The sequence below is a fragment of the Nonomuraea sp. NPDC050153 genome (assembly GCF_044460125.1).
Taxonomy (GTDB): Bacteria; Actinomycetota; Actinomycetes; order Streptosporangiales; family Streptosporangiaceae; genus Nonomuraea.
The window spans coordinates 102,785-120,321 of the sequence record NZ_JBITJQ010000014.1 but is presented as its reverse complement, the minus strand read 5'-3'; the positions used below and the strand labels follow the sequence as shown (position 1 = coordinate 120,321).

Sequence of the window (17,537 nt, the reverse complement as noted above, 5' to 3'; positions counted from 1 at the left end):
GTCCTGTGTGATCCCTGGGTTCGTGGAGGATTTCGACGAGTTCGTCCGAGCCCGGGGCGACGCGCTGCTCCGGTACGGCTTCGTGCTGGCCGGAAATTCCGAGGACGCGGCCGATCTCGTGCAGGAGGCCCTGGCCCGGCTGGGTGACGCCTGGCCACGCGTGCGCAAGAAACACGACCCCGAAGGGTACGTCCGCACGACCATGGTCAGGCTCCACATCAGGTCGTGGCGCCGGCGCCACCGGGAGGACCTGGTGGCCGCCGTCCCCGAGCGCGGCGAACTCGACCGGTACGGCGACGCCGACCTCTGGGCCGACCTCCAGGAACTGCCCCGCAAGCAGCGGGCCGTACTCGTGCTCCGGTACTACGAGGACCTCTCGGACGCAGAGATCGCCGAGATCCTCGGCGTCTCCCGCGGAACCGTGCGCAGCCAGGCGGCCCGCGCCCTGGACAAGCTCCGGATCAAGCGAGTGCTGCAGGAGACGCGATGAGCGGGGCCTCGGGAAGGCGTGATGACGCGGTGAGGGACGAGCGGGACCTGGTCCGTACCCTGCGGGCGGCCGCCGTCCAGGTCGAAGGCCGTGATCTGGCGGACGGCGTGGCCCGCCGCCGCCGCGCCCGGCGTACCAGGAAGCGCGTGCGGGTGGTGCTCGCCGCCGCTGCGGTGGTGGCGGTCGTGGCGGGTACGGCGGCGGTCGTCTCACGCGTGGGCGACACTCGCCGGGCCGAGCCCGCGACGGTCCTGCACGGCTGGGACTCGATCAGGTCGGCCGCCGAGTTGTGGCCGCGTGCCGTGGTCAAAGTGCCCGCCTACGACTCCGAGGGCTGGCGAACGCAGGTGGCGACCAGCATGAGCGCGACCGAGGTGCTGCTGCTGGCGAAGTCCAAGAAGGACCGGCGGCTGGAGGTGTACGACTCGGCGCGCGGCGCGATCCGGATCCTGGGTTCCATCCCCGAAGCCCAGGATCTGCGACACGTGGCGGTGGGAACGCAGTACATCGCCTGGTACACGGGCCCGCTCGCCGGTGGGCCGGTGAATTTCTGGATCATGCCCCGAGCGGGCGGGGCGGCCAGGCGGGTCGGCGAGGTGGCTCAGGACGTCGAGTCGTTCGGGATCTCGGGAGACACCCTTGTGTGGTCGGTCAGAGAAGGAGGCGGTGTCTACCGCATGCCCGTGACCGGCGGGATCCCCCAGCGGCTGGCCGGCACCGACGGGCTCCAGCTGACCTACTGGCCCTGGGCGGCGGGCCAGAACCGGATCGTCAACCTGGAGACCGGCGAGTCGGCCGAGGTCTCCCTGCCCGACGGAGTGCGGTCGATGCAGTGCCATCCGGAGTGGTGCGTCGGAGCCCAGGCGCGGCGCGCGATCGTACAGCGCGTAGACGGGTCCGAGCGGCAGGCCCTGCCCCAGCAGCTGCGGCCGATCGGAAACGTCAGGCATGGGCTGCTGGGCGACCGTTATGCGATCTTCAGCGTGCTGGATGAGCCGATGAAGCGGGGGGTGCCGCTGAACATCGTGTACGACTTCGCGACCGGGACGATGGCCAAGCTCGGGGAGAGGCCGTTCGCCGCGGGGGACGGTTCGGTGGGGTACGGATACTCGACTTCGCCGTCGACCACGCCCTTCTGGTACACCGCGGCGAGAGTGCAGGACGCCAAGGAGTACATCGTTCTGAACACGGCCGCCATCCCCCGGTGACTCCCCTACAGGGCCGCCTCGAACGGGGCGCGCGGCCGCGCCGCCACCGCCGACAGGCGCTGCCGCGAGAGCTGGGGCCAGGCCTGCACGGCGCAGAACGGCGCGCACTGGTCCTGCTCGGCCCGCGTCCCCACGTGCACGCAGCACTGCGCGAGCCGCTCTTCGATCATGGTCGAGATGTCCATGAACGGCTTGATCGTGATCCGGACCACCCGCTCCCCCAGCATCCTGCGCAGCTTCTTCCGCCTGACGGTCAGGGCGAGCAGCGTGGAGATGCCGAGGTCGCAGTTCTCGCTGATGGTCCGCCACAGGTCGCCGATCTGCGGGTGCGACAGTGACGACTGCTCCGACAGCAGGCCGAGCAGCGACTCCTGTACGGCCAGGCGCAGCTCGCGCGGCAGCTCGGTGTCGGCGATGCGGTTGGAGACCAGGCCCAGGTTCTGCTTGAGGCGGTCGTGGCCGATCAGCGCGGTGAGCGAGCGCCACCGCCTCGAGTCGTCGCGCAGGAGGTAGCCGACCGAGCAGCAGTGGGGGTGGGAGCAGGGCAGGGCGGTCAGGTCGCGCCAGGTCACCAGGCCGTCGGTCTGCGGGCCGAGGCGCTTGAGCACGCCGGTGTGGGTGAGCCGGTTCATGGGGTCGATGGCGCCCGACCTGCCGGACCCGAACTGGGGCTGGATCGACACGCCTCCCACGTACGGCGTGTCGAGGGCGAGGCGTACGACGTCGCCGATCTCACCGTCGTTGACGCCCAGCGCGACGGTCATGACGAGGGTCGTGAAGATCTCCCGCTCGGACAGCCTGCTCACGGCCTGGGCCTTGATACGGGTCAGGTCGCCGCCCCGGTGGTGCTTCGAGGACTCCGCCGACGGGCCGTCGTACTGGAGGTAGACCTCCACCCGATCCCTGTGCTCGGTGAGCAGGTCGAGGAGGGAGTCGTCCCTGGCGAGGAGGACGCCGTTGGTGTTGATCAGGATGCGGGTGACCGGGCGCTGTTCGAGCTCGGTGAGAAGGGTCTTCAGCTCGGGGTGGAGCGTGGGCTCGCCGCCGCTCAGCATGAGGACGTCGAGCTTGCCGTTCTCCCTTTCGAGGCGCTGGTCGACGTTCGCGAGGATGTCCGCCACGGGGACGACGCCGGTCAGGTCGGGTGAGCTGTCGGCGAAGCAGGTGGGGCAGCGGAGGTTGCAGGCTTCGGCGATGTCCTCCAGGAGGATGCAGGTGTGCTGGGTCTGCATCTCGGGGAGACCGTGGAGGTAGGCGGAGGGGATCGGGAGGAAGTTCCCGGAAATATCGGGTACGTGCTGCTTTGTCGGAGCGGTCCACTCTTCGAGATATTTCAGGATTTCTGGGTCTTCGTCGTACAACGTCCTGATTAGGCCGTGTTCGCGGCAGCCGCGCTCCAGCCAGATCCTGCCGTCGCGTTCGGCGAGGTAGCCGCTCAGCCGTTCGACCCGGTCGAGGTCCTGGCCGTGGCAGTGGGGGCAGAACGCGTTGACGTACCTGTGGATGCGGTCTCCCCGCAAACCCATGCCTGCACTCATGTCACGACCTTCGCTCGAAAAAGGGGATCATAGTAGCCGCGCCGCCAGCCGTACCCGAGCCTGAGGGCGAGCAGCAGCAGGCCCGGGACGAGGAACCACTGGGGCCTGGTCAGGTCGAGCCACACCGTCTCGTTCGCCCTGGTGAACTCGACGAGGAAGCGGAAGGCGGCGTACGCGGCAAGGTAGAGCGTGAACAGCTCGCCCGGCCGGGTGAGCCGCTTGCGCGCCCACTGGAGCGCGACGAAGGCGGCGAGCTGGAAGATGATCTCGTAGATGAACGACGGGTGCATGGCCTGCCCGGTGAGGCAGCCGGGGCACTCGGGAGTGGTCGGGGGCGCGTGCACTCCCCACGGCAGATCGGTCGGCCTGCCCGGCGCCTCGGTCAGATGGCATCCGATCCGGCCGACCGCCATGCCCAGCGCGACGGCCGGGGCGAACAGATCGCCCGTCCGCTCCTTGTAGCCGATGATCTTCTTGGCCAGCAGCACGCCCACGTACGCGCCGGTCAGGCCGCCGAGGATGCTGCGGGAGCCGTACAGCCAGAGGTCCTTGAGATCCAGCGTCTCCAGCCAGCCCGCCAGCCGCATCCCGATGGCTCCCCCGACCAGCGCGCCGGCGACGGCGGTCAGCGACTGCTCGTTGAGCGCGCCCCTCCGCCGCGCCTCCCGTACGAAGACGACGGAGGCCACGAGCACGCCCAGGCCGACGAATATCTCGTGGTAGGGCATGTCAGGTGTACAGGCCGGGGTTGAGGCCCGTGCAGAAGCCGGCGGTCACGATGGACCAGAGCGCCCATCCGATCATGAGGCCGAGGCCTATGCCTTTGGTCCACGGCTTGCGTACGAACTGCAGCCCCGCGCCGGCACCCAGGCCGATGAGGGCGAGCAAGATCGCGCCGACCACCAGGTATGGAGTGGTGGCGCTGTCGGATGTGCCGAAGGCGGCGACGAAGACGAGCAGCCCGATGACGATGTTGAAAACGCTGTAGATGGCCACGCCGGCGAACGCCAACGCGACGAACACCCCCGCGGACGTACGCCCAGCCGCCGGCGCCCCCTGGGGATAGGGCGGCTGCCCATACGGGGGCTGCCCGTAAGGCGGCTGACCATATGGCGGCTGACCGTATGGGGGCTGCCCGTGAGGCGGCTGACCGGGACCGCTCGGGTACGGAGGCAGCGGCGGCGGCCCGTACGGCGGTTGCCCGGATCCGCCACCCGGAGACGGGGGCGATGCCGGGGGCGACGATGGGGGCACCCAACCCGCCTGCCCCTCGGATGACCCTTCCCCCGGAGGCGGGGTGGGCTCTCCGGGCTGCTCCGGGGGCGGGGGTGGTGGCGTGCTCACAATGCCCAGATTAAGCCTCTACGCCCCTTCTCCCGAGTAGTAAATCGCCGCCTGCACCCGGCTCTTCAACCCCAGCTTGTTCAGCACCCGGCTGACATGCGTCTTCGTCGTGGCCTCCGCCATGTCCAGCTCTCTCGCGATTTCGGCGTTCGACAGCCCCCGCCCGATGCAGGCCAGCACCTCCCGCTCCCGAGGCGTCAAGCTCCCCGGATCGGCCACCGGCTCCCGCCGCGGCGTCTGCCCGGCGAACGCCGCGATCAGCTTCCGCGTGACCCCGGGCGAGATCAGCCCATCCCCCCGCGCCACCAGCCGCACGGCCTCGACCAGCGATTCGGCGTCCGTGTTCTTCAGCAGGAACCCGGCGGCCCCCGCCCGCAGCGCCCCGAAGACGTACTCGTCGAGATCGAACGTGGTCAGGATCAGCACATCACTGACCCCCGCCAGCTCCCGGGTCGCCGAGATGCCGTCGAGCCGCGGCATCCGCACGTCCATCAACACCACGTCGGGGCGAGCATCCCGGGCCATGGCCACGGCCTGCTCCCCGTCCGCCGCCTCGCCGACGACCTCGATGTCCTCGGCCCCGTCCAGAATCAGCACGATCCCCGCCCGCACCGCCGCGTGATCGTCGGCCACCAGCACCCTGATGGTCATCGCGCCCCCTCGGGCCGCGCCTCGACCCCGGACTCCCTTTCCCGGGTGCCGAAGCCCAGAACGACCGCGTACGGCCCCGCCTGCTCATCGCCGGTGGGCAACTCGGCCGACACCCGCCACAGATCACCGCCCTCCAAAGCCCCGGCCTCGAAAGAACCGCCGACCAACAGAACCCGCTCCCGCATCCCGATCAACCCTGCCCCAGCGCCAGGCAGCCGCGCCCCCCGCCCGCCGACCGCGTTCTCGACAATCAACAGAACCCGCCCGGCCTCGTACGAAATGACGACCTGGACGGGCGATTCCCCGTGCTTGAGCGCGTTGGTGAGCGCCTCCTGCAGAATCCGATACCCAGCAAGATCAACAGGTGCGGGCAATTCCCGGGGCTCCCCCTCGACCCGCAGCTCGGCGACCAACCCGGCCTGCGTGACCCTCTCCACCAACGTCTCCGCATCGGCCAGCCGCGGCCGCATGGCCTCAGCGGGATCATCGCCCTCCTGCCGCAGCAGCCCGATCATCGTCCGCATCTCGGCCAGCCCTTTCACGCTGTTCTCCCGTACGGACTCCATGACCTTCCGAACAGTCTCCCGATCGAGATCCTTACGCGAGAGCGCGGCGGTGGACTGGATGGCGATGGCGCTGAAGTGGTTCGCGATCATGTCATGCAGCTCGCGAGCCATCCGCGTACGCTCCGCCGCGACGGCCGCCTGCCGGTCGAGCTCGGCCAGATGAGCCACCTGCTCGGCCCGCTCCCGCTCCGCCGCCGCCCGATCCCGATGCTCCCGCAGCACCAGCGCCGTCGTGACGGGCGTCACCAGCACCAGCCCCGCCTGCACCCCCATGACGGCGAGCAGCCACCAATCCTCGGCAAGGAACCCGGCCACGGCCCCGGCGGCCACCGCCAGCACGGCGGTGATCCCCAGCAACCACCGAGCGAACCGAGCCGGCCCATAAAGCGCCGCAGCATAGAGGTTGTCAGTAAAAATCAGAACCGTCGCCAGCGAAGGCCCCACGAACGCGTCGATCGTGATCGCCACAACCCCCAGCCCCAGCGAGGCAAGGGGCGCCCGCTGCCGCACCAGCACCCCGGCACAGGTGATGGCCAGCGGCACGCACAGCAGCCAGACGGGCACGCCCCGCTGGAGCGCGGCCCCACCCGCGATGAGCACCACGCCCATCACAAAGGCCACCCCGGCCCCCAACGCCACCCGATTCATGTCCCCATCCCACCACCCCACACGCCCTGTTCCCTCCTGCGCGGGGCCCGCCTGTGGATACACCCTTCGATGTACCACCACCTTGGGGACAACCGGCGAGATCACCCTCCACCCCGAAGCCGCCGACGCGCCGCATCCGCCCCCCTCGCGAAACGCGCCGGCCGGGCGAGTTGGAGGAGGCGCGAACCCATGGTTGCCGTATCTGGTTCGAGGCACTCCCCAAAACCCGCTATGCTTGCTTACGCAGCGAGCGGCCGTAGCTCAATGGATAGAGCATCTGACTACGGATCAGAAGGTTACGGGTTCGACTCCTGTCGGCCGCGCTCACTCTAAAGGCCCGCCACCAGGGACATCCTGGAGCGGGCCTTTGTGTTTGTCAGGACAAGTTCGGGATCTTGCTAACACCTTTGCTAACAGCGTGGCTCCCGCTACTCACCCACCTCCTGAGCGAAGACGTCCGCCGCTGACGCTTCCGCCGCGCGGATCACATGCGCGTACACGCGGAGCGTGATCGACGGGTCGGCGTGGCCGAGGCGGGCCGCGACGACGTGAACGGGCACGCCCGCCAGGAGCAGAGTCGTGGCGTGGATGTGCCGGAGATCGTGCAGCCGGGCATGCGGCAGCGGGTCGTCCGGGTGGTCTTCGTTGTAACGCTTGATGAGGATCGGGAACAGCGAGCTGAGCGTGTCCGGGTGGACGGGATCACCCCAGCCGGTTGTGAACACGTAGTCGCCGCCACCTCGCCACTCAGGGCCGACCTTGAGCTTGTCGGCAGCCTGCGCCTTGTGCTGGTTACGGAGGACCGCGACGGTGCCGTCGTCGAGGCTGACGATGCGCTTCCTGCCGCTCTTGGTGGTCCCCTCGATGCGCGCGCCGTTGATGAAGGACGCCGATCCTCTGATGACGAGCTGCTTGGCGTCGAGGTCCACGTCCGACCACCGGAGGTGGAGGAGCTCGCCACGACGTGCTCCGGTGTAGGCCGCCAGGTGGAAGAAGGACCAGAGGCGATGATCGCGGGAGTACCGGAGGAACGCCTTGAGCTGTTCCGTGGTCCAGACGGTGCCGGGTTCCCTGATCTCTCGGCGGGGACGCTTGGCCTTCTCGACCGGGCTGGACGAGAGCAACTCGTCGACGTTCACCGCGTCGCGGAAGGCCTTCCGCAGGATGGCGTGGACGTAGTCGACCGTGCGGGAGGACAGGGGTCGTCCGTTCTTGCCGCCGCCGGCCATGAGGTCCCGGTACAGCTTCGTGATCGTGGACGCCCGGACGGCCTGCAGTCTCAGGGTGCCGATGTTGGGCTTGATGTACCGGTTGATCATGTGCCGGTAGTCGGCGAGCGTCTTGGGCTTGATCTCGACCGCGTGGGCCTCGATCCACTCGTCGAGATACTCGCGGACCGTGATGGTGTTGCGGTCGACGTACTCGCCACGGCGGGCCTTGACCCGTGCTTCATCCCGAGCGGCCTTGGCGTCGTCCTCGGTGACGAAGCCGCCCACCCATCGAGGCTTGCTCTCCCCCGTTTCGGGGTCGCGGACTCTGATCACGTATGACCAGGTGGTGCCGCGCTTCATGACGCCGTCGCGCAGTTTGGGTGTCCTCTTCTTGCGCGGTTGCTCGTCCGGGGTGCCGACGAGTGTCTCGGTCATACGACGATCTCCTTCCTGGTCAGGTGGGTGATGTAGTCGTTGAGGGCGGAGACGGGGATGCGGCGGGAGCCGTCGATGCGGATGGAATCGACGGCGCCGGTGGCGAGCAATTGGTAGAGCTTGCTGCGGGAGATGGCCAGGGCTTCCGCGGCCTCAGGGACAGTGAGGAGGAGCCGGGTCATGGGCGGCTCCCTACGGCTTGCTGGTCTGTCGTCAGCGGCCTTCCTGTGAGCGCGGCGGCGAGGAGGGCGTCTCCAGCGGAGTGACCCTTGCCTGCGTACTCCCATTCGCTGATCACGAGGGTGGTGTCCTCGTCGAAGAGGGGCAGACGTCCGTGGGTGATCTCTTCGGTTTGAACGAAGTGCTCTCTGGCAGCTCGGAGTTCTCCGAGGGTGGTGGAGTAGTGGCGGGAGCGGGTGGAGAAATGGCCGCGGAAGCCGAGCATGTGGGCCCAGTCGGCGAGGCGGAGTTCGGCCAACTCCGGTTGGGCGCCGAGGTGCATAGAGGTGGTGATCAGGCGGCGGGCGTGGTCGCGCAGGTTGTAGGCGTCGAGGTTGTCGAGTGGGTTGATGCGGCGGTCGAGGGTGCCGACGCATTCGGCGGCTTTGGTGGCGTACTTGGCGATGTAGCCGGCGACGGCTTGTTCGGTGAGGTCGCCGTGCAGGGTGATCGGGCGGATGTCGAGTTGGTTGCCCCAGCGCAGGACCCGCTCAGCCTGGTCACCGTAGGCCGGGGCGGTGGCGGAGACAGCTTTGGTGGCGTGCTGGATGGCTTGGGTCAGGGTGTCGGTGGTGGCCCAGGCCGGTGGTGGTGTGGCGGGTCCGCCGGGGCCGTCGAGTCGGATGACGGCGTGGAAGTGGACGACGCCGCGGCGCTGGTATTCGGCGACCTTGGCGAAGGAGAGCGTCAGGTGATAGCGCAGCTCTTTGAGGAGCAAACCGCCGAGCTTGGCGAGGTGGCGGCGTACAGAGTCGGCGAAGCGCTTCCACAGCAGCGGGGCCAGGGCGTTGAACAGGACGGATCCGGTGTAGTCGTAGCAGTCCGGGCAGAGCGGTTCGCCGAGGCGTACGTCGTCTTTGCCGTGGCGGGCGGTGCAGGACATGACGCGGCCGTGCGGGCAGGTGGTGGTGTTGCGGCGGGCGTGGCAGGGCTGAACCTTGCCGCCCTGTTCGCGGCGGGTGTGGACCACGCCGAAGGACGGGGCGGTCAGGGTGACGAACAGTGTCGGGTGGGCGGTGACGGTCTCGGGGACGCCTTTGCCGCCGATCAGGCCCGCGCGGATGAGGTGGTAGGTGTCGGCGCGGTAGGTCTCGGCGCAGGCCGGGCAGCGGGAGGCGCGGCGGGTCTTGCACGGGACGCGCAGGATGCCGTCGGGTTCGGTGCGGGTGGTGTAGCGGTGCAGGAGTTGGCCGGTGGCGCGGTCGAAGTGGTCGACCTTGCCGCGCAGGTGGATGGGTTGGCGGCAGCCGCCGGTGCGCTTGATCTGGTTCGCCCAGCGGTCGTAGTTGGGGTGGTTGAGTCGGGCGATCATGCCCGCTTTTGCGTGCGCGGTGGCGTGGGTTGTGGGCAAGATGGAGACCTCCTTTCGCTCGTTCGGGTGAAGGGATGGCCCCCGACCTGGCAGGCGTCTTGGCGGATGTACGGCCAGGCCGGGGGCGCTGCGCGTTATGCGCCGTGGTTGTCGATGCCGGTGCCGTCGCAATCGGCGCACCGGGCGTCTTCGGAGTCGATGCCAGTGCCGGTGCAGGTGCAGCACCGGTAGTGGATCACCGGCAGGGTTTCGGGCACGGGGTCAGTTCCTATCGCGTGGGCGGGTGGTGAGGTAGACCCGCCACTGGCGCGGGCGGGCACGGTCGGGGTAGGCGCGGGAGACGCCACAGACGGTGAAGTGCAGGCGCAGGCGGAAGAGTGCGTCGACGATTTCGGCTCGGGTGCCGTCGATGCGGATGCGCATGGGTGGTTCTCCTGGTCAGACGTCGGGCTGGATGCAGCCGTGGTAGCTGCTGTTGGCGGCATGACGGGCGCGGGCGGACGCCAAGACGGCCACGGCGCGGTATTCGACGGGACCGAAGAAGCGCGAGGTGGAGTAGTGGCCGTACGGGATGTCGGCCTGGTCGATGGTGGAGCCGACGCGGGCGGCGATCTGGTCGATGTCGGCGCACTTTTCGGCGTCGGTGTGGTGGCGGGGGAAGTGGTTGACGGTCACGCTCGTGGTGACGGGTATGTCGGGGTGGGCTTCGAGGAAGGCGGCCAGGTCGAGCAGGCCGTTGATGAGGGCGGTGCGAGGGTCGTGGGTCATTGGTCGGTTCTCCCTTCAGGCGGTGCGCAGGGTGCGCAGCAGGTCGGAGGCGAGCTGGTTGGACACGCCCAGGTGGGCGCGTAGGGCGTCGCGGGTGATGGGCTTGCCGTGTTTGGCGTGGTGTTCGTCGGCGACGCGGCGGGCGTAGTCGACGAGTGCGGGTGCGAGTTCGCCGTCCCGCTCGTCCCGGCCGTCGTCCTCGTCCTGGACGTTGTGGGGGACGAGTTCTGGAGCCGGGGACGGAGCCAGGACGGGTGAGGGCTCTGGGGCGGATGGTTCGGGACGGGTGGAGCGGCGTTCCAGCATCGAGATGGCGATGAGGAAGGCGGCGGCCGGGGTGGCGGCGGTGATCCAGCCCCAGACGGTCGGGTCGGCTTGGGCGAGGTTGGCGGCCAGGGACAGGACGATGCCGCCGGTCAGGACGAGGACGGGCCAGGTGAGGCGGCCGGGCCGGGCTTTGCCGGTCTTCTTGTCGCGTTGGCGTTCGCGGGCGGCCATGACGCAGGTCAGGTCGATGCAGACGGCGATGGCCCAGGACATCCAGCCGGTCTGGCCGTGCTGGCTGGCGGTGTCGCGGATGTGGGTGAACGATCCGGCACCCGCGATGGCGGCCAGGACGAGGACCGGGCCGGTGTCGAGCAGCCAGCGGGCGAAGCGTCGCATCGTTCCTCCCTTCGGTCAGGCGGTGATGGGCTCGGGTAGGTGGGCGGTGATCTCGTCCCAGGACGGGGCGAGGTGGGCGTGAGCGCGGGCGGCGTGTTCGGCGGTGTGCTCGGTGACGTAGAAGGAGCGGGCGCGGTACCACTCGCCGTCCTGGCCGGCGACGATGGCCACGCCGGGTGTCTCGGCGGCGATGGCGCGTGCGGAGACGAGCGCGGCGGGGTCGAGGTCGCCGAGCGTCATGGTGGCGGTCTCGGGATCGTTGACCCGGTGGCAGATCCGTCCGGAGCACTGAGCGCGCAGCGCGGTGACGCCGGGCCCGAGGTCGGAGCCGATCCTTTGGCCGCAGCAGAACAGGTAGATGCCGAACGCCCGCCCGAGCTGCGCCACCCGTAGCAGCGCGGTGGAGGTCTTGGCGACTTCGTCCTTCTCGCTCTTGTCGGCCATCAGGTACAGCTCGGCCAGTTCGTCGACCAGGACCACGACGGGGACCGGCCGGATTGCAAGCGGAAGTTGCCAGATGTTGCGTGCGGATGCCTGTCGGCACAACCCCATCCGGTCGATCATCAACCCGACCAGGTCACACAGCAGGCTGACGGACTCGGCACGTGAGGTGGCCAGCGCCGACAAGCGGGGCGCGTACGGAGTGAACTCCACTCCGCCCTTGAGATCGAAGCCGACCAGCGCCACCGGTTGCGGCGCGAGGCCGACGATGAGCGCGTTGGCGAGGTTGGACTTGCCGGACTGGGTCGCGCCCGCGTTGATCCAGTGCGGCACGGTACGGAAGTCGATGATCCACGGCTTGCCGGTCTCCAGCCGTCCCACGGTGACCTTGAGCAGATCGGGCGAGGGCGGGAGCGAGTCGACCTTGACCAGCGGATCGCGCATGGTGGCCATGAGCACCACGCGGCCGGGCCGAGGCGAGGAGACGCGTACGGCGTGCACGCCCCAGGAGTGGGCGAGGCGTTCGGCGGCGTCGGCGTAGTCGCCGGGCGTTTGGCCTTCCAGGGTGTGCAGGGTGACGCGCCAACCGTGCCGGGTCGGCAGTGGGAGCCACATGAACGGTTTGGTGTCGACGGCGACCCGCTGGAACCGGCGGCGGACCTTCACCAGGCCGGTGGAGGCAATCGCTCCAGGCACGGTGGTGAACCACCAGCGTTGCCGCTTCTTGGTTAGCCCACAGCCAAGCGCGACCCGCCGCCAGGACGCCCGCACCGACAGGGCGGTGAGCGGGAAGCCGAGTACGAGCCAGAAGGATGGGCGGTGGTAGCGGCGCCAGGCCCACAGCCCGGCCGCCACAGCGGCCAGGACTGTGAGCATTTCCAGCGCGTCACGCATCGGCGGCCTCCCTGGCGGGGAGCAGGGCCGAGGCGCGGTAGGCGATGCCCCACCGGCCGGCGATCTCCCAGACGTAGCCGAGCAGGCCGACAGCGTTGACCTGGTCGCCGACGGCGATGGGCGGCTCTCCGGTGATGCCGATCTTGACGAGTTCGATCCGGCCGAACTCGTCCTCGACCGAGACGGTGACCTCGTAGACGGTGTTGCCGTTCTTGTCGGTCTTGATCTCGCCGGTGTCGCGGTTGAGCACCCGCGGGCGCGGGGCCTTGACGCAGGTGATGGCGAGCTTGGTGACATCCACAGGGATCGGGATGGAACGCATGGGCTGTGACCTCCTTATTCGTCTTAGCCAACATAGTTAACCTAGTTGGCTCGGTTGTCAACGTCCTCTCGGTTGGCTTGGTTGCTGTTTCGTGATGTGATGGACGGCGATGGTCAAGAACACCGGGCGCCCCGGCTACCTGCAGATCGCCGACGATCTCCGAACACAGATCCGCGGCGGCTCCCTCGCGCCCGGGACCCCGCTGCCGTCCACCGCCCAGCTCGCCGACCAGTACGACGCCTCGCTGAGCGTGGTGAAGATGGCCGTCGGCATCCTGCGCAACGAGGGGCTGGTGATCGGCCAGCAGGGCAAGGGCGTCTTCGTCCGAGATCTCGACGACGCCCCGGCTGCCGGCGACTTGGTGGGCGAGGTTGCCGAGTTGCGTTCGGCCGTACAGGACCTTTCGGCACGCCTGGCCAAGGTCGAGGAGCAACTGACTACGTCCACGACACGCCGTTCCGGACGTGGCAGCCGGTGACCTTCCGCGCCAGCGACGCCGACGCCCCGTTCGGCGCGTGACGCAGGCTCAGCCGCTTGTCCTCCCGGCGGATGCCGACCAGCACCATCACGTACCCCACGAGCAGCGCGACGCCGAGCACTCCGGCGATGATCAGCGGAATCGTGGTCATGACCAGATCACCCCTGCCTGAGCCAGGCCGCGGGGGGCACGCGGGGGACGCCGGTTCTCCGAACGCCGCCGGTTGCGCCGGTTCTTGGCCCGCTCCTTGCGTGTCCAGCGATCCCGCGCCAGGCACTTGGAGCATCGGGTCTGGCCCTCGGTCAGGGCGTTGCCGCACTCGCATGAGGGCGTCTCGCCGATGGTGATCTCGTTGTTCATGGATGCATCTCCTCCTTCGGTAGGTGCCGTTGTGGCGTTGTGCAACCGAGGATGCGACGCAGAGTCAGGACGAGATCACTACACGACGGGACATGTTCAAGACGTCCGGCCTACGATGGCCAGGTCCCCGGACGTCCTTGGGAGCAGGTGAGATGGCGAACGAACGGTTGCGCGCGGCCCTGTTGCAGAAGGGCGTGAGCGTCGCGGATCTGGCCGAGGCGATCGAGGTCGATCCCAAGACGGTCGAGCGGTGGATCACCAAGGGCCGCGAGCCGTACCGAAAGCACCGTTTCGCCACAGCTTCCTACCTGGGCGTGGACGAGACGTACCTGTGGCCGCAGGCTCTCTCGCGTGAGCAGGTGGTCGCCGCTTCCGAGAGCGAGGTCCTGGCGATCTATCCGCACCGCTGGGCCGTTCCCCGGGACGCGTGGGGACGTCTGTTCACCGCCGCGTCCGAGGAGATCGGCGTCCTGGTCTACAGCGGATTGTTCCTCGCCGACGATGCTGCCATGGTGCGCCTGCTGGGAGAGAAGGCGCAGGCGGGCGTGCGGGTGCGCATTCTGCTCGGCGATCCCGAGTGCGCCGAGGTCGCTCAGCGGGGACAGGACGAGGGCGTTGGGGACAGCATGGCCGCACAGATCCGTAGCGTGCTGGTCTTCTACCGGCCGCTCCTGGGCGTGGACAACTTCGAGCTCCGGCTCCACCAGACGATCCTGTACAACTCGATCTACCAGGCCGATGACGACTATCTGGTCAACATGCACGTGTACGGCACCCGCGCCGGGAACGCCCCCGTACTGCATCTGCGGAGGGTAGCCGGCGGAGAGATGGTGACCACCTACGCTGACAGCTTCGAGAAGGTATGGGCGCAAGCCGCCCCGGTGGAGTCCTGATCGTGGGCAAGCGGATCGACTTCTACGACGACCCGGCCGCACCCCAGCCGAACAGCCTGGTCCCGTCGGTCAACGTCATCGTCACCAACGCGTCCGGGGACGTTTTGATGATCCGCCGCAGCGACAACGACAACTGGGCCGTTCCCGGCGGTGCCATCGACCTGGGCGAGTCCATCCCGGCCGCGGCCATACGGGAGACGTTCGAGGAGACCGGGATTACGTGCGAGGTCACCGGCCTCGTGGGGACCTACAGCGACCCGAGGCATGTGATCCTCTACACCAGTAACGGGGAGGCCCGCCAGGAGTTCTCCATCGTTCTCACCGCCCGAGCCGTCAGCGGCGAGCCGACCCCGAGTGAGGAGTCCCGCGAAGTCCGATGGGTCCCCCGCGAGCAGCTCGCATCGCTACTCATGGACCGGTCGATGCGGATGCGGATCGACCGCTACCTGACCGGTACCGGCCTGCCGTACATCGGATAGTGCAGCCTCCACCGCACGCACCGACGACACGATGCATGGAGTGGCCGCGCTGATCGAACGGCTGACCACATGGTCACGGCCATAGCGCGAGTGGATCTCTGTCAGCCGGTCTTCCACATCCAAGTGCCGGCCATCCGGGTCGGTGGTCATGTCGCAGTAGGTCAGCGCTTGCGCCAGGTCCGGCTGCTCCTGGCGGAACTCGGCCGTTAGGACGTCGAGCAGATCCCGCTGTCGAGCCTCGTTGTCCGCGCACGAGTGGTAGGCCACCAACCTGCACAAACGATCGTCAGCACCGACCACATCACGTAGATAGCGGGCGCCGTCGAGTTGATGCATGCCCGTGTCGACCAGGTCCGGGGCGTACCCGATGTCGTGCAGCAGCGCGGCGGCAATCAAGGTGTCGGCTTCTCCGCCGAGGATCGGCGTCAAGGATGCGGCTCGCTCGGCCACCCCCTGAGTATGTGCCCAGCGGCGGGGCAAGGTCGTCTCCAGCAGTTCTTTGGCCAGGTCATGAGCCCAGTCAGCATGTCCCACGCTGTTCACCATAAACAGGCCGTACCCGGACCAATCCAGAGGGCGGATGTGGACGTCCCAGGACGTCTCTAATGACGGACGAACCGGCCCCGCCCGTGCTCGACCACCACCAGGCCTTCACTCTCCAGTACGCCAAGCGCCCGCCGCACCGTAGCCCGCGAGGCCTCATACCTCTGCCGCAGCTCCTTTTCGCTCGGCAAAACAGCTCCTGCGGCGAGTTCGCCCTGCTCGATCTGAGCACGCAGCTCAGAGGCGATCACCTGATAACGGTAGGCGGTGTCCGCGCATGGATCCTTCACCACGCGGCCCTTGGAGGGGATCGTCACGATCAATCCCTCCTGCTCCAGGATGGCCAGGCCACGTCTGACCGTGTTCCTGGCCACCCCGAACTCCGCGCACAGCTTGGCCTCGGACGGCAGCGAACTACCCGGCGGATACCGTCCCGCAGCGACTTGCGCCCGCAGCCGATCCGCGATCTGGGTGTAGACGCGGCCACCCGTCAGCCACGGGCGTTCATCCGAGACCATGGTGTCAGGCACGCCGATACGCATCAGCGATCATGCCCAGGTCGATACGCAGCTCGGCCTGCTCACCGGCACGCCAGCCGGCACGGGCGGCCTGCTCAATCCTCTCGACAGCAGCCTCCAGGTTGAGGCAGCTGGTGCGCTCGTCGGGCTGATCACCCCAGTAGAACCAGTAAAACGGGACGTTGACGTAGACCTTGCGGATACGAGACCGACGATCTTTGACGCTCAACCCAGGACGCCCGTCTTCAGCGGCCATCAAGACCGCCGCGACGCCTCGTGGTCGTAGCCCATTACCCAGATCCGTTAGCAGACGTTGCTGGTAGGCAAGGCTCTGTGCTCGGGCGTTGTGCATGTGTCCCGTCCCTTCGGCGGTTGTTCCGGCCCGATGAGCATCGGTCACACCGCGGGAACCTCTACACCCCAACTAAGGGACGTCTAGGGACGTCTCATGTTAACGTCGCAGGCAACGACGGCCCCGAGAGAGGAGCGGCGGTCTCCATGAACGACAACTTGCGCAACGCGATGGTCGCAGCCCGCATCACCACCACCGACGTCGCAGCCGCCCTCGCCGTTGACCCCAAGACCGTCAGCCGCTGGCTCAAGGGCCGCATCCCCTACCCACGCCACCGCTGGGCCGTCGCAGACCTCCTCCACGTCCACGAAACCGACCTTTGGCCGCAGCTCGCCCAGCAACACCACTCACTCGCAGACGGCGTACAAGCGATCTACCCCCACCGCTGGGCCGTCCCCCATACCGTGTGGCGAACCCTCTTCCAAGACGCAGCCAAAGAGATCGCCATCCTCACGTACAGCGGTCTGTTCCTCCTCGAAGACCGCAGAATCCTCGATGCGCTCATCGGCCGAGCGCGCGCAGGCGTCAAGGTCCGCATCCTCCTCGGAGACCCCAACAGCCCTCAGGTAGCCGCGCGAGGAACCGACGAGGGAATCGGCGCCGACGTCATGGCCGCCCGCATCAAGAACGCACTCGCCCTCTACCGTCCCCTACTGGGCATCCCGAACGTCGAGGTCCGGCTACACCGCACGGTGCTCTACAACTCCATCTACCGAGCAGACACCGAACTCCTGGTCAACATCCACGCCTACGCCACCCCTGCAGCCGACGCCCCGGTCATGCATCTCCACCACGCCGACGAGCAGGGGGCATCAACGGTCTACCTCGCCAGCTTCGAACGAATCTGGACCACCGGCACGCCGCACAGCGACGAGCCCCGAGCGGACTCCGGACAGGACTCCGGACAGTCCTGAAAGCAACTTATCTACACGTCATCAAGGGCAGGCCGCCTGCGGCGGCCTGCCGCGCGTCGGGCGGTCGCTGGCCGCGCTGCGGCTCTCCGGCCGGTCGCGGCCAGCACCGCCCACACGCTGACGACCACCAAGACCAACAGCCGAAAGACGAACCAAGCTGCGTCACCGAGTGGGGCAGCTACTCAAAGCCGCCAACGCAGGTGGGTGATGATCAGCGCATTGCCTCCGGCGGAGATCTCCAGCCCCAAGTGATCAACGTGCTCGGGCCGAGCGGCGTAGCGGGCTGAGGT

25 protein-coding genes and 1 tRNA gene are annotated in these 17,537 nt (G+C 68.2%); 7 read left to right on the top strand and 19 right to left on the bottom strand.

What is annotated here, in order from left to right; genetic code table 11:
• Positions 1 to 22: 22 nt before the first annotated feature.
• Both ACIBQ1_RS31105 and ACIBQ1_RS31100 read left to right on the top strand, forming a co-directional pair.
• Positions 23 to 490 (top strand): SigE family RNA polymerase sigma factor, encoded by a 468-nt coding sequence (locus tag ACIBQ1_RS31105; RefSeq protein WP_397282853.1) that lies wholly within the window; start codon positions 23 to 25, stop codon positions 488 to 490.
• The gene (locus ACIBQ1_RS31100; RefSeq protein ID WP_397282852.1) at positions 487 to 1,698 is read left to right on the top strand and encodes a hypothetical protein; all 1,212 of its coding nucleotides are present in this window, start codon (positions 487 to 489) and stop codon (positions 1,696 to 1,698) included. The genes ACIBQ1_RS31105 and ACIBQ1_RS31100 overlap by 4 nt, the downstream gene beginning before the upstream one ends.
• 5 nt (positions 1,699 to 1,703) lie before the next feature.
• On the opposite strand, the gene ACIBQ1_RS31095 is transcribed toward ACIBQ1_RS31100, so the two are convergent.
• The 5 genes from ACIBQ1_RS31095 to ACIBQ1_RS31075 form a co-directional block, all read right to left on the bottom strand.
• On the bottom strand, positions 1,704 to 3,236 hold the full coding sequence (locus tag ACIBQ1_RS31095) for a radical SAM protein (protein ID WP_397282851.1): 1,533 nt from the start codon (positions 3,234 to 3,236) through the stop codon (positions 1,704 to 1,706).
• Positions 3,233 to 3,964 (bottom strand): prolipoprotein diacylglyceryl transferase, encoded by a 732-nt coding sequence (locus tag ACIBQ1_RS31090; RefSeq protein WP_397282850.1) that lies wholly within the window; start codon positions 3,962 to 3,964, stop codon positions 3,233 to 3,235. The genes ACIBQ1_RS31095 and ACIBQ1_RS31090 overlap by 4 nt, the downstream gene beginning before the upstream one ends.
• Before the next feature lies 1 nt (position 3,965).
• A complete protein-coding gene (locus ACIBQ1_RS31085) occupies positions 3,966 to 4,259 on the bottom strand; it encodes a hypothetical protein (protein ID WP_397282849.1) in 294 nt (97 codons plus the stop codon).
• 339 nt (positions 4,260 to 4,598) lie between these two features.
• A complete protein-coding gene (locus ACIBQ1_RS31080; RefSeq protein WP_397282848.1) occupies positions 4,599 to 5,231 on the bottom strand; it encodes a response regulator in 633 nt (210 codons plus the stop codon).
• Complete coding sequence (locus ACIBQ1_RS31075; protein WP_397282847.1) at positions 5,228 to 6,445, bottom strand: sensor histidine kinase; 1,218 nt, start codon at positions 6,443 to 6,445, stop codon at positions 5,228 to 5,230. Before ACIBQ1_RS31075 ends, ACIBQ1_RS31080 begins: the two co-directional genes overlap by 4 nt.
• A gap of 250 nt (positions 6,446 to 6,695) precedes the next feature.
• On the opposite strand from ACIBQ1_RS31075, the gene ACIBQ1_RS31070 reads away from it, so the two are divergent.
• Positions 6,696 to 6,768 (top strand) — tRNA-Arg (locus tag ACIBQ1_RS31070).
• A gap of 105 nt (positions 6,769 to 6,873) precedes the next feature.
• Here the strand turns inward: ACIBQ1_RS31070 and ACIBQ1_RS31065 are convergent.
• The 9 genes from ACIBQ1_RS31065 to ACIBQ1_RS31025 all read right to left on the bottom strand — a co-directional run bounded on the left by ACIBQ1_RS31065 (position 6,874) and on the right by ACIBQ1_RS31025 (position 12,710).
• The gene (locus tag ACIBQ1_RS31065; RefSeq protein WP_397282846.1) at positions 6,874 to 8,091 is read right to left on the bottom strand and encodes a tyrosine-type recombinase/integrase; all 1,218 of its coding nucleotides are present in this window, start codon (positions 8,089 to 8,091) and stop codon (positions 6,874 to 6,876) included.
• Positions 8,088 to 8,273 (bottom strand): helix-turn-helix domain-containing protein, encoded by a 186-nt coding sequence (locus ACIBQ1_RS31060; protein ID WP_397282845.1) that lies wholly within the window; start codon positions 8,271 to 8,273, stop codon positions 8,088 to 8,090. Before ACIBQ1_RS31060 ends, ACIBQ1_RS31065 begins: the two co-directional genes overlap by 4 nt.
• The gene (locus ACIBQ1_RS31055) at positions 8,270 to 9,622 is read right to left on the bottom strand and encodes a replication initiator (protein ID WP_397283008.1); all 1,353 of its coding nucleotides are present in this window, start codon (positions 9,620 to 9,622) and stop codon (positions 8,270 to 8,272) included. The genes ACIBQ1_RS31060 and ACIBQ1_RS31055 overlap by 4 nt, the downstream gene beginning before the upstream one ends.
• 134 nt (positions 9,623 to 9,756) lie before the next feature.
• Positions 9,757 to 9,879, bottom strand: a complete 123-nt coding sequence (locus ACIBQ1_RS31050; RefSeq protein ID WP_397282844.1) for a hypothetical protein — start codon at positions 9,877 to 9,879, stop codon at positions 9,757 to 9,759.
• A gap of 4 nt (positions 9,880 to 9,883) precedes the next feature.
• On the bottom strand, positions 9,884 to 10,045 hold the full coding sequence (locus ACIBQ1_RS31045) for a hypothetical protein (protein ID WP_397282843.1): 162 nt from the start codon (positions 10,043 to 10,045) through the stop codon (positions 9,884 to 9,886).
• 15 nt (positions 10,046 to 10,060) lie between these two features.
• Positions 10,061 to 10,390: a hypothetical protein gene (locus ACIBQ1_RS31040; protein ID WP_397282842.1), complete on the bottom strand. Its 330-nt coding sequence runs from the start codon at positions 10,388 to 10,390 to the stop codon at positions 10,061 to 10,063.
• 15 nt (positions 10,391 to 10,405) lie between these two features.
• Positions 10,406 to 11,053 (bottom strand): DUF2637 domain-containing protein, encoded by a 648-nt coding sequence (locus ACIBQ1_RS31035; RefSeq protein ID WP_397282841.1) that lies wholly within the window; start codon positions 11,051 to 11,053, stop codon positions 10,406 to 10,408.
• A 15-nt stretch (positions 11,054 to 11,068) separates the two neighbouring features.
• Entirely contained in the window at positions 11,069 to 12,388 is a 1,320-nt protein-coding gene (locus ACIBQ1_RS31030) for an FtsK/SpoIIIE domain-containing protein (RefSeq protein WP_397282840.1), read from the bottom strand.
• Positions 12,381 to 12,710, bottom strand: a complete 330-nt coding sequence (locus tag ACIBQ1_RS31025) for a hypothetical protein (RefSeq protein ID WP_397282839.1) — start codon at positions 12,708 to 12,710, stop codon at positions 12,381 to 12,383. Before ACIBQ1_RS31025 ends, ACIBQ1_RS31030 begins: the two co-directional genes overlap by 8 nt.
• 109 nt (positions 12,711 to 12,819) lie before the next feature.
• Between ACIBQ1_RS31025 and ACIBQ1_RS31020 the strand changes: the two genes are divergently transcribed.
• The gene (locus ACIBQ1_RS31020; RefSeq protein WP_397282838.1) at positions 12,820 to 13,188 is read left to right on the top strand and encodes a GntR family transcriptional regulator; all 369 of its coding nucleotides are present in this window, start codon (positions 12,820 to 12,822) and stop codon (positions 13,186 to 13,188) included.
• Here the strand turns inward: ACIBQ1_RS31020 and ACIBQ1_RS31015 are convergent.
• Both ACIBQ1_RS31015 and ACIBQ1_RS31010 read right to left on the bottom strand, forming a co-directional pair.
• A complete protein-coding gene (locus tag ACIBQ1_RS31015) occupies positions 13,148 to 13,339 on the bottom strand; it encodes a hypothetical protein (RefSeq protein WP_397282837.1) in 192 nt (63 codons plus the stop codon). The genes ACIBQ1_RS31020 and ACIBQ1_RS31015 overlap by 41 nt on opposite strands.
• Positions 13,336 to 13,548 (bottom strand): hypothetical protein, encoded by a 213-nt coding sequence (locus ACIBQ1_RS31010; RefSeq protein WP_397282836.1) that lies wholly within the window; start codon positions 13,546 to 13,548, stop codon positions 13,336 to 13,338. The genes ACIBQ1_RS31015 and ACIBQ1_RS31010 overlap by 4 nt, the downstream gene beginning before the upstream one ends.
• Positions 13,549 to 13,700: 152 nt before the next feature.
• On the opposite strand from ACIBQ1_RS31010, the gene ACIBQ1_RS31005 reads away from it, so the two are divergent.
• Positions 13,701 to 14,441, top strand: coding sequence for a helix-turn-helix domain-containing protein (locus tag ACIBQ1_RS31005; RefSeq protein ID WP_397282835.1), 741 nt, complete (start codon positions 13,701 to 13,703; stop codon positions 14,439 to 14,441).
• A 2-nt stretch (positions 14,442 to 14,443) separates the two neighbouring features.
• Positions 14,444 to 14,920, top strand: coding sequence for an NUDIX hydrolase (locus ACIBQ1_RS31000; RefSeq protein ID WP_397282834.1), 477 nt, complete (start codon positions 14,444 to 14,446; stop codon positions 14,918 to 14,920).
• Here the strand turns inward: ACIBQ1_RS31000 and ACIBQ1_RS30995 are convergent.
• The 3 genes from ACIBQ1_RS30995 to ACIBQ1_RS30985 all read right to left on the bottom strand — a co-directional run bounded on the left by ACIBQ1_RS30995 (position 14,846) and on the right by ACIBQ1_RS30985 (position 16,333).
• Entirely contained in the window at positions 14,846 to 15,454 is a 609-nt protein-coding gene (locus ACIBQ1_RS30995) for an HD domain-containing protein (protein ID WP_397282833.1), read from the bottom strand. The two genes, ACIBQ1_RS31000 and ACIBQ1_RS30995, sit on opposite strands and share 75 nt — an antisense overlap.
• A 68-nt stretch (positions 15,455 to 15,522) precedes the next feature.
• The gene (locus ACIBQ1_RS30990; RefSeq protein ID WP_397282832.1) at positions 15,523 to 16,005 is read right to left on the bottom strand and encodes a GntR family transcriptional regulator; all 483 of its coding nucleotides are present in this window, start codon (positions 16,003 to 16,005) and stop codon (positions 15,523 to 15,525) included.
• Positions 15,986 to 16,333, bottom strand: a complete 348-nt coding sequence (locus ACIBQ1_RS30985) for a hypothetical protein (RefSeq protein WP_397282831.1) — start codon at positions 16,331 to 16,333, stop codon at positions 15,986 to 15,988. Before ACIBQ1_RS30985 ends, ACIBQ1_RS30990 begins: the two co-directional genes overlap by 20 nt.
• Before the next feature lie 146 nt (positions 16,334 to 16,479).
• On the opposite strand from ACIBQ1_RS30985, the gene ACIBQ1_RS30980 reads away from it, so the two are divergent.
• A complete protein-coding gene (locus ACIBQ1_RS30980) occupies positions 16,480 to 17,247 on the top strand; it encodes an XRE family transcriptional regulator (protein WP_397282830.1) in 768 nt (255 codons plus the stop codon).
• Positions 17,248 to 17,537: the final 290 nt, after the last annotated feature.

Excerpts from the sequence above, each read along its gene's own strand:
- ACIBQ1_RS31080 (WP_397282848.1), bottom strand. The coding sequence starts at position 5,231 with ATGACCATCAGGGTGCTGGTGGCCGACGATCACGCGGCGGTGCGGGCG.
- ACIBQ1_RS31100 (WP_397282852.1), top strand. The coding sequence starts at position 487 with ATGAGCGGGGCCTCGGGAAGGCGTGATGACGCGGTGAGGGACGAGCGG.
- ACIBQ1_RS31055 (WP_397283008.1), bottom strand. The coding sequence starts at position 9,622 with ATGATCGCCCGACTCAACCACCCCAACTACGACCGCTGGGCGAACCAG.
- ACIBQ1_RS31035 (WP_397282841.1), bottom strand. The coding sequence starts at position 11,053 with ATGCGACGCTTCGCCCGCTGGCTGCTCGACACCGGCCCGGTCCTCGTC.
- ACIBQ1_RS30990 (WP_397282832.1), bottom strand. The coding sequence starts at position 16,005 with ATGCGTATCGGCGTGCCTGACACCATGGTCTCGGATGAACGCCCGTGG.
- ACIBQ1_RS31020 (WP_397282838.1), top strand. The coding sequence starts at position 12,820 with ATGGTCAAGAACACCGGGCGCCCCGGCTACCTGCAGATCGCCGACGAT.
- ACIBQ1_RS31065 (WP_397282846.1), bottom strand. The coding sequence starts at position 8,091 with ATGACCGAGACACTCGTCGGCACCCCGGACGAGCAACCGCGCAAGAAG.
- ACIBQ1_RS31040 (WP_397282842.1), bottom strand. The coding sequence starts at position 10,390 with ATGACCCACGACCCTCGCACCGCCCTCATCAACGGCCTGCTCGACCTG.
- ACIBQ1_RS31095 (WP_397282851.1), bottom strand. The coding sequence starts at position 3,236 with ATGAGTGCAGGCATGGGTTTGCGGGGAGACCGCATCCACAGGTACGTC.
- ACIBQ1_RS31090 (WP_397282850.1), bottom strand. The coding sequence starts at position 3,964 with ATGCCCTACCACGAGATATTCGTCGGCCTGGGCGTGCTCGTGGCCTCC.
- ACIBQ1_RS31045 (WP_397282843.1), bottom strand. The coding sequence starts at position 10,045 with ATGCGCATCCGCATCGACGGCACCCGAGCCGAAATCGTCGACGCACTC.
- ACIBQ1_RS31060 (WP_397282845.1), bottom strand. The coding sequence starts at position 8,273 with ATGACCCGGCTCCTCCTCACTGTCCCTGAGGCCGCGGAAGCCCTGGCC.
- ACIBQ1_RS31015 (WP_397282837.1), bottom strand. The coding sequence starts at position 13,339 with ATGACCACGATTCCGCTGATCATCGCCGGAGTGCTCGGCGTCGCGCTG.
- ACIBQ1_RS31005 (WP_397282835.1), top strand. The coding sequence starts at position 13,701 with ATGGCGAACGAACGGTTGCGCGCGGCCCTGTTGCAGAAGGGCGTGAGC.
- ACIBQ1_RS31075 (WP_397282847.1), bottom strand. The coding sequence starts at position 6,445 with ATGAATCGGGTGGCGTTGGGGGCCGGGGTGGCCTTTGTGATGGGCGTG.
- ACIBQ1_RS31010 (WP_397282836.1), bottom strand. The coding sequence starts at position 13,548 with ATGAACAACGAGATCACCATCGGCGAGACGCCCTCATGCGAGTGCGGC.
- ACIBQ1_RS31025 (WP_397282839.1), bottom strand. The coding sequence starts at position 12,710 with ATGCGTTCCATCCCGATCCCTGTGGATGTCACCAAGCTCGCCATCACC.
- ACIBQ1_RS31030 (WP_397282840.1), bottom strand. The coding sequence starts at position 12,388 with ATGCGTGACGCGCTGGAAATGCTCACAGTCCTGGCCGCTGTGGCGGCC.
- ACIBQ1_RS30980 (WP_397282830.1), top strand. The coding sequence starts at position 16,480 with ATGAACGACAACTTGCGCAACGCGATGGTCGCAGCCCGCATCACCACC.
- ACIBQ1_RS30985 (WP_397282831.1), bottom strand. The coding sequence starts at position 16,333 with ATGCACAACGCCCGAGCACAGAGCCTTGCCTACCAGCAACGTCTGCTA.